Origin of the sequence: Dyella lipolytica, from assembly GCF_030160075.1 — a bacterium.
In the GTDB taxonomy this organism is placed as follows: Bacteria; Pseudomonadota; Gammaproteobacteria; order Xanthomonadales; family Rhodanobacteraceae; genus Dyella_B; species Dyella_B lipolytica.
The window spans coordinates 639,561-653,661 of the sequence record NZ_BSNQ01000009.1 but is presented as its reverse complement, the minus strand read 5'-3'; the positions used below and the strand labels follow the sequence as shown (position 1 = coordinate 653,661).

The 14,101-nt window shown below is 59.1% G+C and carries 10 protein-coding genes; 6 read left to right on the top strand and 4 right to left on the bottom strand.

From position 1 onward, the window contains the following. Positions 1-311: 311 nt before the first annotated feature. Positions 312-1,481 carry a DUF3667 domain-containing protein gene (locus tag QQL64_RS16035; protein ID WP_284401458.1) on the bottom strand — a complete coding sequence of 390 codons (1,170 nt, stop codon included), beginning with the start codon at positions 1,479-1,481 and terminating at the stop codon, positions 312-314. 90 nt (positions 1,482-1,571) lie between these two features. On the opposite strand from QQL64_RS16035, the gene QQL64_RS16030 reads away from it, so the two are divergent. Both QQL64_RS16030 and sppA read left to right on the top strand, forming a co-directional pair. After that, positions 1,572-2,978: an MATE family efflux transporter gene (locus QQL64_RS16030; protein WP_284401457.1), complete on the top strand. Its 1,407-nt coding sequence runs from the start codon at positions 1,572-1,574 to the stop codon at positions 2,976-2,978. Positions 2,979-3,033: 55 nt separating this feature from the next. After that, positions 3,034-4,917, top strand: a complete 1,884-nt coding sequence (gene sppA / locus QQL64_RS16025; protein WP_284401456.1) for a signal peptide peptidase SppA — start codon at positions 3,034-3,036, stop codon at positions 4,915-4,917. Positions 4,918-4,981: 64 nt separating this feature from the next. On the opposite strand, the gene QQL64_RS16020 is transcribed toward sppA, so the two are convergent. Then, positions 4,982-5,197 carry a hypothetical protein gene (locus tag QQL64_RS16020; protein WP_284401455.1) on the bottom strand — a complete coding sequence of 72 codons (216 nt, stop codon included), beginning with the start codon at positions 5,195-5,197 and terminating at the stop codon, positions 4,982-4,984. 80 nt (positions 5,198-5,277) lie between these two features. Here QQL64_RS16020 and QQL64_RS16015 point away from each other — a divergent pair, with 80 nt between their 5' ends. After that, positions 5,278-6,060 carry an SDR family oxidoreductase gene (locus QQL64_RS16015; protein ID WP_284401453.1) on the top strand — a complete coding sequence of 261 codons (783 nt, stop codon included), beginning with the start codon at positions 5,278-5,280 and terminating at the stop codon, positions 6,058-6,060. 21 nt (positions 6,061-6,081) lie between these two features. Here QQL64_RS16015 and QQL64_RS16010 read toward each other — a convergent pair whose 3' ends face one another. Beyond that, the gene (locus QQL64_RS16010; RefSeq protein ID WP_284401451.1) at positions 6,082-7,026 is read right to left on the bottom strand and encodes a DegV family protein; all 945 of its coding nucleotides are present in this window, start codon (positions 7,024-7,026) and stop codon (positions 6,082-6,084) included. A gap of 230 nt (positions 7,027-7,256) precedes the next feature. Between QQL64_RS16010 and QQL64_RS16005 the strand changes: the two genes are divergently transcribed. Then, positions 7,257-8,045 carry an AMP nucleosidase gene (locus QQL64_RS16005; protein WP_284401449.1) on the top strand — a complete coding sequence of 263 codons (789 nt, stop codon included), beginning with the start codon at positions 7,257-7,259 and terminating at the stop codon, positions 8,043-8,045. A 345-nt stretch (positions 8,046-8,390) separates the two neighbouring features. Beyond that, positions 8,391-11,597 carry a TonB-dependent receptor gene (locus tag QQL64_RS16000; RefSeq protein WP_284401448.1) on the top strand — a complete coding sequence of 1,069 codons (3,207 nt, stop codon included), beginning with the start codon at positions 8,391-8,393 and terminating at the stop codon, positions 11,595-11,597. Positions 11,598-11,686: 89 nt separating this feature from the next. Here the strand turns inward: QQL64_RS16000 and QQL64_RS15995 are convergent, their stop codons facing one another. Then, positions 11,687-13,249 carry a tetratricopeptide repeat-containing sulfotransferase family protein gene (locus QQL64_RS15995; RefSeq protein ID WP_284401446.1) on the bottom strand — a complete coding sequence of 521 codons (1,563 nt, stop codon included), beginning with the start codon at positions 13,247-13,249 and terminating at the stop codon, positions 11,687-11,689. Between the two features lie 153 nt (positions 13,250-13,402). Here QQL64_RS15995 and QQL64_RS15990 point away from each other — a divergent pair, with 153 nt between their 5' ends. Beyond that, positions 13,403-14,077, top strand: a complete 675-nt coding sequence (locus tag QQL64_RS15990; protein WP_284401445.1) for a Fe2+-dependent dioxygenase — start codon at positions 13,403-13,405, stop codon at positions 14,075-14,077. Positions 14,078-14,101: the final 24 nt, after the last annotated feature.

Sequence of the window (14,101 nt, the reverse complement as noted above, 5' to 3'; positions counted from 1 at the left end):
CTTGGCAGCGATTGCTGTTCTGTCATCTAGGAACAGGAGCTAAGTGGCTCATCGACACACGGTTTTTCCCTTATCCACAAGAGTTGTGGATAAGTCTGTGGATGCGCCGGGGAGAGTGTGCCTTATTGCCCGTCAGAACGGCGCTCGTGACACGCTGTTCAACTTTTGACCAGCTAAAAATAGTCATGTATATCAATGTTTTGAAAGATTGCTTCCGTAGTGTTGCAGCTCCACCCGCCGACTTGACACCTGCGTATGTCAATCCCTTGACGCTGTGTAAAACCGGCCTTTTACGCCCCCAGATGTGACAATCAATGAGCCATGCCGAGCACGGCGGCAATGAGCAGGGCGTACCCCAATAGCCAGCAATAACACCAGGCAATAAAAAAGAATTTTACGAGGGTCATCACCCAGCCCTGCCGGTAGATCCGCTTCTGCATGATCAGCAAATAAGTCGGTATCCAGATCATCAGGGGCGCCTGGATGACCCCCATGGCATAGCCGACCCAGGCCGCATGGGGCTTGAGCCAAGTCGACAACATACCGGCTAGGAAGATCAGCAGCAGACTCAGGAACAGGAAGGCGTGGCTGTGCAGGGCCACGATGAGGTGCTCCATGTAAAGCCGCCGCTTGAAGAGGTAGACGAGGGCGAGCAGCAGGGCGAACACTGGGATCAACACCAGCATGGTTCCGGGCAGCGCCCCGAACACGCCCGTGATCATGCGTTGCTCGGCTTCTTGGCGGGCGGTGGGACTGCCGTGTCTGTAGGTTTGGATGTTGTCGCGAATCCCCTGGAAAAGTTCGGTCAGGCGCTGTTTGGCGATATCCGGCAGCCAGCTGATCTGCACCTGCGGCACTGGCATATCCATATCGGAATCATCGTTTTGCGCCAGGCCACTTGGCTTGCCGGGTGCGGTGGAAGCGTTAGCTGGTGCGGCCCCCAGTTGGGTCAGGCGATCATTCGCCTGCTCTCGGAGCTTGCGCTCGGCGTTATCCACCTGTGTCACGACATTTGGATTACCTAGCTGGCGCGCAGCATCGAGTCCGCTGAGCTTGCGCTCCAGCAGATCGTTGACCTGCTTGGGTGTCTGCGCCTGTGCAAAATCGTTGCCGTTGTCGAGCAGCACCACGTGCGCATGCTTCTGCTCAATGCGGTGGGCGATGACGTTGGCGGCGAGGTGCATCACGAAGAACGACATCAGGCACAGCACGAACATCAGCCGGAACGGTGCGATGTAACGCACGCGCCGGCCGCTGAAATATTCCAGGGTGAGAAAACCGGGCTTGAGCAGCAGCGGCGGCAAGGTGTGCAGGATGCGCCCGTCGATATGCAGAAAGGTTTCGAAGAACTCCTCGAACAACCCATGCACCGGTCGCAGCACGCTATGTACGGACTGCCCGCAATGATGGCAATACTCACCCTCCAGCGGTGTACTGCAGTTGGCGCAATGCACGCCTTCGAACGAGGTCAGTTCCTTCATGCCGATTCCTCTGCGATCCAGCGCGCGATCTTCGCACAGCCCGGCTGCGATGGCTCGGGTACAATTGGCAGCCGCGGAGTACGTTTACCCATGACATTTCCCCATCTCGACCGTGCCAGAGCGTCGCGGGAGATCGGCACCACGGTGCGCCTCGCCCTGCCGCTCATTTTGGCCCAGCTTGCCGCCGTCGGCAGCAATGTGATCGATGCCGTGCTGGCCGGTCACGTCAGCGCGCATGTCCTGGGTGCGGTAGCGGTGGGTGCCAGTGTGTGGTCGCTGGCGATCGTCAGTGGCATCGGCATGATGATGTCGGTGCCGCCGTCGATATCGCAGCTCGATGGGGCCGGGCGCAGGCACGAGGTGGGCGCGGTATTCCGTCAGGCCCTGTGGTTGGCGCTGGGTATGGGCGTACTGCTGTGGTTTGCGGTGCGGCATGCCGAGCCGCTGATCCGCATCATCGGCGTGTCGCCCGGTCTGTATATCGACGTCGGCGAATTTCTGCGCGCGATCAGCTGGGGCGCGCCCGCGTTGACCTGCTATTTCGCGTTGCGCGGTCTGTCCGAAGGTCTTTCGCTGACCCGGCCGTCGATGTATTTCGCCTTTGGCGGCCTGGTGCTGTTGGTGCCGCTTGGCTACGTTTTCATGTTCGGCAAACTCGGCCTGCCGCCGCAGGGAGCACGCGGTTGCGGCATCGCCACGGCCATCGCCCTGTGGCTGGAGATGCTGGCGTTCGGGATCTATGTGATCTGCCATCGCAACTACCGCGGCCTTGGTATGTTCGATCACTTTGAATGGCCGCAACTCCGGCGTATCGGCATGCTGGTGCATGTCGGCTTGCCAATGGCGATTACCTTGCTGGCCGAAGCAGGCCTGTTTGTCGCTGCGGCCTTGCTGATCGGCAAGATGGGCGAGGACGCGGTTGCCAGCCACCAGGTGGCGCTCAATGTAGCATCGCTGTTCTTCATGATTCCGCTCGGTTTGGCGATGGCGATCACCGTGCGGGTCGGCAACGCGGTGGGTCGTGGCGATGCGGCGGGCGTGCGTTATGCGGGGTTTTGCGGCATCGGTCTAACGCTGCTGACTCAGATGGTATCGGCCGGCCTGATGCTCGGTTTTCCGCGCGCCATCGCGTCGCTCTATACCCATGACGAAACTGTGATCGCACTGGCGGCCCAACTGCTTCTGCTGGCCGGGTTGTTTCAGTTTTCCGACGGCATACAAGTGGCGTCCAACGGCGCCTTGCGCGGTCTGAAGGACACCCGCGTGCCGATGGCGATCACTTTGTTCGCCTATTGGTTGATCGGTATGCCGGTGGGCTGGTGGCTGGCCTTCCATATCGGACTGGGGCCACGCGGCATCTGGATGGGATTGATCGCCGGATTGAGCATGGCCGCTTTGCTGTTGTTCGTGCGTTTCTGGCGGAGCTCTCACCGACACCAACCCGGGACGTTTGGCCCTGTTGCGCCGACAACCGTGGATGCCACCATATCCTCATGACCGGCGGCGCCTGAAAGGTTACGCTGGCGGGTAATCACGAGGAGCGCGTAGATCTATGCCGACACCACCGCCCATGCGCCAGTCGCCGCAGTCGAACGGATTCTGGGCAGTCCTGCGCGTATTCGGGCGCGGGATCAATGTCGTCAGGCTGGTCATCATCAACGTGGTGTTCTTCGGCTTCTTGTTCCTGCTGCTGTTGCTGATGCTGGGTGTCGGAGCGGCCAGTCACCTTAATGACATCCAGGACAGCAGCGTGCTGGTGCTGCGGCCGGAAGGGCGGCTAGTCGAGCAATACAGCATCAACCCGATGCAGCGCGCGTTGTCCAAACTCTCCGGCAACGAACCGAAAGAAGTGCAGCTGCGCGACCTGACCGGTGCCATCGATGCGGCGGCCAAGGATTCGCGCATCACGCGCATCGTGCTCGATCCGGCTCAATTGCAGAGTGGCGGATTTGCCGCATTGAGCGAAGTCGGCGCAGCACTGGATCGTTTTCGTACCGCCGGTAAACCGGTCATGGTGTGGGCATCGAGTCTGGATCAATACCAGTACTACCTGGCAGCGCATGCCGATCGCATCCTGCTCGATCCAAAGGGCGGCGTGCTTATTACGGGCCTGTCCGACTACCGTTTGTTCTACAAAGACCTGCTCGACAAATTGGGCGTTGACGTCCATCTGTTCCGAGTGGGCCAGTTCAAAAGCGCGGCCGAACCGTTCATCCTCAACCATGCCTCGCCGGAATCCAAAGAGGCCGACAGTTACTGGATGGGTGGTTTGTGGGATAGCTACATCAACGATGTGGCTAAACTTCGCAAGCTCGATCCCGCCGTGCTGCGTGCCGATATCGACGATCTGCCGGACCGCATCGCGACGACACAGGGCGATCTCGCCAAGCTTGCGCTGGATGAGCATCTGATCGATGGCCTGGCCACGCGCGAGCAACTCATCGAGATGCTGCGTTCGCAAGGCGTTCCCGCTGGCAAGGACGGGCACGGTTTCCGCGGGGTCGGCATGGATCGTTATGTCGCCAACGTGCCCAGCCGCAACAAGCTGAGTGGTTCCGGCGTCACGGTAGTGGTGGCAGAAGGTGAGATTTCTGCGGGGGAGCAGCCGGCGGGTTCGATCGGCGGTGAATCCACTGCCGCGTTGATCCGCAGTGCGCGCGAAGACAAACGTACCAAGGCGCTGGTGTTGCGCGTGAATTCGCCGGGCGGCGAAGTGTATGCGGCCGAAGAAATCCGGCGTGAAGTGGCGCAGACGCGAGAAGCGGGCATCCCGGTAGTGGTGTCGATGGGTGACGTGGCAGCTAGCGGCGGCTACTGGATCTCGATGAATGCCGACAAGATTTACGCCGAACCCAACACCATCACCGGTTCGATCGGCATCTTCGGCATGTACTACACGGTGCCCAATGCGTTGAGCAAACTCGGCATCAGCAGCGACGGTGTCGGTACTACGCCGCTGGCGGGCGCGTTCGATATCAGCCGTCCGCTCGATCCCAAGGTCGGTACGGTGATTCAGTCGATCATCAACAAGGGTTACCACGATTTCGTGGGCGGCGTGGCGCAGGCGCGCGGCAAGGATTACGCCGCCATCGATGCTATTGCGCAGGGCCGCGTGTGGACTGGCGATCAGGCGCACCAGCGCGGGTTGGTCGACCAGCTCGGCGGACTCGATGCCGCCGTTGCGCAGGCGGCCGACCTGGCGCGGCTGGGCAAGGATTATTCCGTGCGCTACCAGGAACAACCCTTGGGCGCCTTCGAGCGCTTCATTGTCAGCCTCAACCAGAATGTCATGGTCTCGACCATGCAGAACTACGGTGTGAAGCTGCCTAGCTGGGTTGCGCAGTTGCCGATGCTTGCACCGGAATTGCAGATGCTGCGTACGGCGCAAGCCGGCAGGCCGAACGTGTATTCGTACTGCTTCTGTTCGCCACATTGACCGGGCCGCGCGGCGATCTTCGGCGCGCAGCACATGAGACGTACAGACGTCCAAACACAAGCAGTCACTGCGTCTGCTGCTCGATCTGCTTGTTCTGATCGGCAGCTTGCTTATCGACTATCTTTTGCACGTCCTTGGCGCGCTGCTCATCTTGCTTCATCGCATCCCACGGTGCGGCCGGCTGCGCGGTGGCGGCCTTGGGGTCCGACTCCGGCGCGGGTGGTTTGTTGCTGCAGGCGGCAAGGGCAAAAAGGCAGAGCAGTGCTGGGATGGTTTTCATGGTGGTGGCTTCTCGCGGCGGCAACATGCAGTGTCACGCCGCGCTGCCCTCCAGACAAGTCGTTCGTGTAAGCTGCGCGCATGAACAGCCGCATCGATGCCTGGCAGCTACAAGGCCACACCGCTTTGATCACCGGCGCCAGCAAAGGCATCGGCTATGCTGCGGCGCGCGAGCTCGCCGGACTGGGTGCCAACCTGTTGCTGGTGGCACGCGACGAGGATTATCTCGAGCAAGTCTGCGTGGAATTGACGGACGATTATCCCGGCATCGATGTGTTGGCCTTTGCTGCCGACGTCAGTGAAGCGGAAGAGCGCCTTGCGGTGTTCGACTGGATTGCCGACCTGGGCATGCCGTTGTCAATCCTGGTCAACAACGCCGGCGGGAATCAGCCGATGGCCACGCTCGATTACAGCACGGACGAATATCGCGACATCTTCGAGCAGAATCTGTTTTCAGCCTACGAAATGTGCCGGCTTGCGCACCCGCAACTGGTTCAACATCCGAATGCGGCTATCGTGAATGTGGGCTCGGTGTCCGGTATGACGCACGTGCGCACCGGCTCGCCTTACGGCATGACCAAGGCTGCTTTGCATCAGCTCACCCGCAACCTTGCCGCCGAGTGGGCGATCGACGGTATCCGCGTGAATGCGGTGGCGCCGTGGTACATCCGCACTCAGCGCTCCGAACCGGCGTTGGCGGATGCCGATTATCTCGACGAGGTACTCGACCGCACGCCGCTGCGGCGCATCGGCGAGCCGGAAGAAGTAGCCGCGGCCATTGCTTTCTTATGTCTACCAGCTGCCAGCTACATCACTGGCCAGGTATTGGCCGTGGACGGCGGCTTTATCAACTACGGGTTCTGACGTCACCCGCGGTGTGCCCGCTCAAAACTCGACGGTATGTTCTTCGGCCGCGAAACCGACGGTGACCGCGCCTTCGCCGACGTTGACCATGCCGGTGATACTCATCGGCGCCTGCATCAAGGTGACGCCACATTCCTGGCAGGCTTCGGCCAGCTTGGCGTAGCCCGGCAATGTCGGCAGCTCGGAAAGATCACCGCCATAGGCCGTGCACATAACCGGTACCAGCAGACCTGCACGCACACGATCGGCAGCGTAGTTGAACAGCGTTTCGCAACCGTGCTCCCAACCGCGCACCTTGCCCACCGGCGTGGTGTCGCCGCGGTAGCCGCGCAGCAGCGGTTTGATATCGAGGGTGGAGCCCAGCACGGCACTGAAAAGGCCGACGCTGCGGTCACCCTTTTTCTTGGCGCGCGCGCGCAAGTAGTAAAGGTCGCGCGGCAGCATGTAGCCGTAGGAGTTCTCGGCGATATAGGCGAGCCGTTCGCGAATCGCCGCAGGCGTTTCGTTGGCCTGCATCAGGCGCACGGCTTCGACTACGCAGGGCGCGGAGCCGGCAAATAAACTGCGCGTATCCATCACGCGCATCAGGAACGGGCCAGTGATGCCGGCCGGTTCGCGCACTTGCCGGTAATGCTTGAGCACTCCGAAGCTGGCCTTGACCACATGGTCGTAGATGGGGCTGCGCGTGGCGGTGATCGTGAGGCAGAACACGCAGTCCTTTTCCAGCACCAGCTTTTCCAGGAACAGCTTTTGCACGTCTTCCACCGAGCAGGGCTCGGTCTCGGCGGAGTGACTGCGGCTGCCCAGTTTCAGGCTTAGGAAGCGCTGCACTTCGGCAGGGTCGCGGTTGTCTTTGAAAGAGGAGTTGTCGACGCGTACCGCAATAGGCATGACGGCGATGTCGTGCTGCTGCAGAAATTCCTGCGGCAGATCGCAGGAGGCATCGATAGCCAAACCCATTCGCATAGTGCCCATCCCTCACTTCAATCGTGCGCGCCGAACATAGCACGCGGTTACGCTATGTGATTGTCGCACTGCGCCAAGGTTCAATGGCTTTGCGACGTGTTGCATAGGAGCCATGCTGCGTATCGCGAACAGGCTCTAAGATGGACGCATCTTAGGTTTTGGCATCGTGCCGCTGTGGCGGTGCCGGTCATTCACAGCGAAGGTTTGCTGTGCTTAACGCAAGAGCTCTTATGAAGACCAAACACGAGATCGTCACCAACTGGTTGCCGCGCTATACCGGCATTCCGCTTGAGCAGTTCGGCCCGCATATCCTGCTTACCAATTTCGGCCATTACGTCGATCTGTTCGCGGAATGGCATGGTGTGGAAGTGCAGGGCCGTGATCGGCCCATGCCCAACGCGACGGCCGACGGCATCACGATAATCAACTTCGGCATGGGCAGTCCCAACGCCGCTACCGTCATGGATCTATTGGGCGCCATACGACCCAGTGCCACATTGTTTCTGGGTAAGTGCGGCGGTGTGAAAAAGAAGAACAAACTCGGTGACCTCGTGCTACCGATCGCCGCTATTCGCGGCGAAGGCACGAGCAACGACTACCTTCCGCCCGAAGTGCCGGCACTGCCCGCGTTCCAATTGCAGCGCGGCGTCTCCACCATGATCCGCGACATGGGGCATGACTACTGGACCGGCACGGTCTACACCACCAACCGCCGCGTGTGGGAGCACGACGATACCTTCAAGGAATACCTGCGCCGCACCCGCTGCATGGCGGTGGACATGGAAACCGCCACGATCTTCGCGGCCGGTTTCGCCAACGGCATTCCCTGTGGCGCCCTGCTGCTTGTCTCCGACCAGCCGATGATCCCCGAGGGCGTGAAGACCGAACTCAGCGACCGCAGTGTTACGGCAGCGTTTGTGGATGCGCATATCCGCATCGGCATCGAAGCCCTGAAGCTGGTCCGACGTAACGGGCGCAGCGTGAAGCATCTGCGCTTCGAAGATGAATTTGGGGACTGAAGGGTTTCATTCCCTGACGCAGGATCCTGGTGAGCCTGACGCATACGCGGGGATATTTCCGACCGCTTGTAAGGGGTTACAGGCATTTTCTTACGTCGTATTTTTTTGCTATAGGATCGCAAGTTATTGCCGTTGACTTTTTGTTATTTGGACCCTTATGTTCATGGGAACAAATTGCTAAACACGTGTTAAGTCAATGTTTGGCTGTCTAGGCAATTTGTAGGGGATGGGGAAGATAAAAGCCGTCGGCCACCTGGTTTGGTCGTAAGCGCCAAACTGGGTAAGGGTAGCGTCGGCAGTTTTTTATCTCTTTTGGAAATACTTGCCGCTGGGGAGTTTTACTACATGAGTACTAAAAAGTTTGCGCCTGCATCCAAGCGGATGCCGGTGCGTCACACTGCGTTGGCCGTGGCAGTCGCCATGGGCTTTGGCTTTTCCGGACAGGTGCTTGCACAGTCCACGACCGGTTCCGTGTTTGGTACCGCGCCGGTATCGGCTGGTGAGACGGTTCGTATCGTCAACAGCCAGACTGGCCTGACCCGCGAAGTAGCAGTCGGCAGCGATGGCCGCTACGGCGCCAACCAGTTGCCGGTGGGCGACTACACCGTGTCGCTGGTGCAGAACGGCAGCGTGGTGGCTACGCAGAACCATGTGCAGGTAAGCGTGTCTGGCGGCACGAACGTGCCGTTTGCCGCTGCTGCTGCCTCGGAGAAGAACGCGCAAAACCTCTCCACCGTCACGGTTACGGCCAACTCGGTGCCGGCGATCGACGTGTCCTCCACCCGCCAGACCTCGGTGATCACTGCGCAGCAGTTGAAGACTTTGCCGTTGGCTCACAGTGCTGAAGCCATTGCGCTGCTGGCCCCCGGTGTAAACCAGGGTGGCTCCAGTCTCGGCACGGGTCCGACCGGTACGCCGTTGCTTTCTTTTGGCGGCAACAGCGTCGTGGAAAACGCTTATTACCTCAACGGTTTCAATACCACCGATCCGATCGGTGGCGCGGGTGGTGTTGCGCTGCCGTACTGGGCCATTGCCGAGCAGCAGACCATCACCTCCGGTTATGGCCCCGAATACGGCCGTTCGACCGGTGGCGTGATCAGCCAAATTGGCGCGCGCGGTAGCAACGAGTGGCATGCCGGCGTGTATGTGTCTTACCGTCCGTCCTGGGCCGAAAGCAGCTACGACAACATTCATTACAACAATCCGCTGACGCCGGTGGGTGCAGTGAACAACGCCGGTGTTCCATATCTGGCCTCCACCCAAGGCACCACGGCCTATGCTCCCGGTTACGGCAAGATCGAAACCGGCAGAAAGCAGAACAGCGACTGGTCGAACGTGTATGACGCCTACCTCAGCGGCCCGCTGATCAAGGACAAACTGTTCTTCTTCGTCACTGCCGAATGGCAGCACGACAGCAGCCAGGGCGGCTTGCCGGCTTTTGGCGTCACGTCGCCGCAGGGTTACTGGCAATCGACGGGTACCAGCAGCCCCAAGCTGTACGGCAAGTTGGACTGGAACATCAACGACAGCAACGTGTTGGAGTTGACGGGCGTCCAAAGCCAGAGCAACGAGACCACCAACAACTTCTATAACTACGACTACACGAACCAGAAAGTCGCCAACTTTTACGGTCCAGGCATCTTGACCAAAGATACCTACAAGATCGGTATCCTGAAGTACACCTCGTACATCACCGACAATCTCACGCTCGAAGTGCAATACGGCGCGATGTGGGGCGACTACTTCACCAGTCTGGCTGGCGGCAATCAGTCTCCAGTGACTTTTGGTCCCGGCGTAGTTATACCGGCGGGTGTTACCGTCCCGAACCTGATTGATCTATCCCAGACCAATCCGGACCACACCACCAAGAGCACCAACCTGCGCGTCGACATTGATTGGAAGGTCACCGACAGCCACGACCTGAAGTTCGGTATCGACAACCTTCAGTACCGAGACGACAACGACGGTTCCGATATCATCAATGGCAGTTCGTATAGCTATGTATTGGGCACTCCGTCTACCTTCTCCAATGCGCCATTTATCGGTAGCCCTGGTTACGGCAATTATGTTGTCCAAAACCTGGTGCATCAGGACGCCTCGATGGGCGTTAACCAGAAGGCACAGTATGTGGAAGATCGCTGGCAGGTCATGCCCAACCTGTTGCTTGACCTTGGTCTGCGCAACGATCAGTTCGAAAACACCGCCCTCGGTCAGTCCTACCTGAAGGAAACCAGCCCGCAATGGGCGCCGCGCATCGGCGCCAGCTGGGATGTGTTTGGCGACAGTACGTTTAAGGTCTTCGGTAACGCAGGGCGTTACTACTTGGCGTTGCCGGCGGGTCTGGCCACACGTAACAGTGCGCTAGCTTCCATCAACGGACAAATCGTCTATACCTACACAGGTATCGCCTCGAATGGTGTTCCGACCGGGCTGACCGTGGTTCCCACGGTATTGGCTCCGGGTGTGACAACGCCAGGGTTCTTCTCGTCGGATGGTGAGAATGGCGTCAGGGGCAATGTCCACGACTACGCCTCGAGCAACCTCAAGCCGTCGTATCAGGACGAATACGTGCTGGGCATGCAGAAGCAGCTCGGCGATACCGGTTTGGTATGGGGTGCGCAGGCGACCTGGGAGAAGTTCGGCAATATCGTCGATGACACCGACCTCAACAGCCCGTACTGCGCTGCTGGTCTGGTCAACCCTGGCAAGACCAACTACATCCCGTGCGCCAATGCGCCCGGCGGTCAGGTGGTCTGGAATCCGAACACGGGTGAAGGGGTTTACACGGCGGGTCAACCTTTCATTGGGTTCCCGAAGCCGTCGCGCAAGTACTACGCCCTGGAAAACTATTTGGAACACAGCTGGGACGGCAAGTGGTACGCCAAGGTCGATTACCTGTTCTCCAAGTCGTACGGTAGCACCGAAGGTCCGACCGACACCGCTATTGGGCAGATCACGAACCAGAGGACTGGCTCTTTCTCCGGTTCGACCACGGCGCAGTGGGATTTCCCTGACCTCATGCAATACGCCAATGGTGATCAGGCCAATGACCATCGCCACACCTTCAAGGCGTTTGGCGCGTATACCATTACGCCGGAATGGATGGTCAGCGCCACCGCGATCATTCAGTCGGGTGCGCCGAACATCTGCCTGAGCGGTTTTGGCTCCACCATTTTTGCGGATGCGTATAACGGCCCCTATCAGCACTACTGCGGTGGTGTGCCGAGTTCTATTTCGGCGACGGGCGTGGGTTTTGGCGGCGAGGGATCTCCCGGTGGCTCCAGTGGCCGTACACCGTGGACTCGCCAGATCAACCTGAGTTTGACGTACACGCCGGAATGGGCGAAGAAGCACCTCACCTTGCAGTGGGAAGTGCATAACCTGCTCAACGAGCAGAAAGCGACGCTTTACTACACCCAATACGCCATTGGTAACGGCGGCGGAGCCGGAGGAAACAACTCGGGCACGTATATTTACAACCCGGTCTACCACACCGCGCAGTCGACGGAAGCGCCGCGCTACATGGACTTCAGCGTGAAGTTCGACTGGTAATTCCCATTGACGATACACCGGTGCCAAGGAAGGCATCGGTAATGGGAGTAACAAAGAAGGCCGCCGGGCAACCGGCGGCCTTCTTCGTTTCAGTGATCGAGATGCTGGATCAGCGGTGCCAGAAAGTCCCGATAGTGTGGACTGCGCGCGGTATCACCTCTTATGGGTTGGCGCACTTGCGCCGCACTCGCCGTGCTGTGCACATCGCGTTGCGTCTGATGTGGCGAGAGGCACGCCACATCGAATGGCAATTGGCAGAACGCAAGCAAGTGCCGAATCTGCGCTTCGGGCTCTTGCACCAGTTTCTCGTAGGCAAGATCGAACACTTTGTCCGGGTAATGCTCTTGCCAATGGTCACTGAGTTTTTGGTAGTCGTTGTAATAACTGGCGAGATCTTTCAAGTCGTAGCTGAAGTAGGTGCCTTCGCTGAATAACTGGCGGTAACAGGCAAAACAGGTTTCGACCGGATCGCGATGGCAGTCAATGATTTTGGCGCCAGGCAACATGGCGCGAATGGCGCCGATCCATTGCCAGTTCTGCAACCCTTTGTCGGTGAAATAAGGACGCTTGATGCGCCAACGAGCGGTGCGCGCAAGATAGTTCTTGCCCAGCCGTGCCCAATCTCCCGCGGTGGCGTCAGTCACCCAATGCGGAAAGTCCTTGCCGCGTTGTTTCGATTCTTCTTCGAGAATCTGTGAGAGGTCGCTGATCTCGTTTGCACCTTCTACTAGCGGGTGCGAAGCAAGAATATGTTCAACCAGTGTCGATCCAGAGCGAGGAAGGCTGGCGATGAAAATCACCTCGTGTCCGAGGGTCGGATCGAGCGGCGCTGGCAAGGGATGGCGAAAGGCTCCGACGATGTCCTCAACATGGGCATGCTCGGCAGCTGCATCCCATGGGACCAACTTGCGTTTGAGTGCATTGGCCTCGCGCAATGCTTCGAACGCGCCACGGTATTCGTGCTGGTCTTCCAGGGCTTTGTACAGGCTGAAACCGAGTAATACACGTGCGTCGGGCGGAAGTTGCTGGTTTTGCAGGATGTGACGGATCTGTTTTGCGTCCGCCGGTGTGAGTGACTCGGTTTTCAGATTGGCCAATCCATGCCAGGCCAGCGCCTCATCGGGCTGCAGCGCCAATACTTTGCGGTATTCGGTAACCGCATCGGGGATATTGCCGCGTATCGTGAAAATGTCGGCAAGCGTGTTGCGCGCAGCGATATGCCGTTCGTCCAGATCGAGGGCGCGTCGCAAAGCATCCGCGGCTTCGTCCAGCTGCCACTGCAATTTCAGCGCTTTACCGAGGTTGTACCAGTTTGACGCTTGCGTGGGGGCCAGTTCCGTGGCGCGGCGCAGGCATACGAATGCTTCTTCGGTTGAGCCAGAATCGTAAAGGGCGCCCCCTAGATTCGTGAGGATGCTCGGATCATCAGGGCGTTGCTTTGCGGCTTTGCGCATGTACTCAACGGCGGTGATGTTGTCGCCACGCATCTGACAGGCTATGCCGAACAGGAACTGCGCGTTAGCAAAGCCAGGGGCCTCGGCGAGTACACGTTTTAAGGGTTGCTCGGCCAAATCCGGGCGCCCTTGGGACAATGCTTTACCGGCATCGCTCAGCCACTGGCGTGCTGCGGGGGAGAGGGAAGGGGGCGACATGGGCTACCTGGTGCAGGTTGTCTCAGAATCCATGCCTAGTCTGGCATGTTCTTCATGGTAAGACGGTCGAGTGGCGGCAGGGATTCCGCTTCATGCGGCGTGCGATTACCATGAATGACACACCGCCGCATAACCTCATGCAGGATTATTGCCTTGATTTTCTGTCTTCCCGCCGTTCTCGGTCCTGATGAACTAGCAGCCATCAATTCCAAGCTGGAGCGCGCACCTTTCACGGATGGCGCCGGTACGGCCGGCTGGTCCGCGCGCGAGGTGAAGAAAAATCTGCAAGTGCCTTCGGGTACGCCCGAATATGAGCAGATTGCACGCATCGTGCGCGAAGCCTTCATGCGCAGTGGTGAATTGCAAGCGGCCTTGCTACCGGCGGCGGCTACGCCGGTGTTGTTCAATCGTTATGGACAAGGCATGGAATATGGTCCCCATGTCGACACGCCGATCATGGGCAGCATGAGCAATGCGGTACGCAGCGATATTGCCATCACCATTTTTCTTTCCGACCCGCGAAGCTACGATGGCGGCGAGTTGACCGTCTTCATGAATGGCATCGCCAGTCAGTTCAAGCTCGAGGCAGGCGCTGCGATCGCCTACCCTGCCAATACGCTGCACCATGTCACGCCGGTCACTCGTGGCGTACGCGACGCGGCGATCATCTGGGTGCAGAGTCAGGTACGCGATCCAGCGCAGCGTGAACTGCTGTGGGATCTGGAGACTGCCAAACGACAGGTATTCACCCGTGAAGGCAAGAGTCCAACCTTCGATGTGATCAGCAAATCACGCGCGAATCTGCTACGCATGTGGGCCGACGTCTGATGCATCGGCCCTGATGCGTGGAAA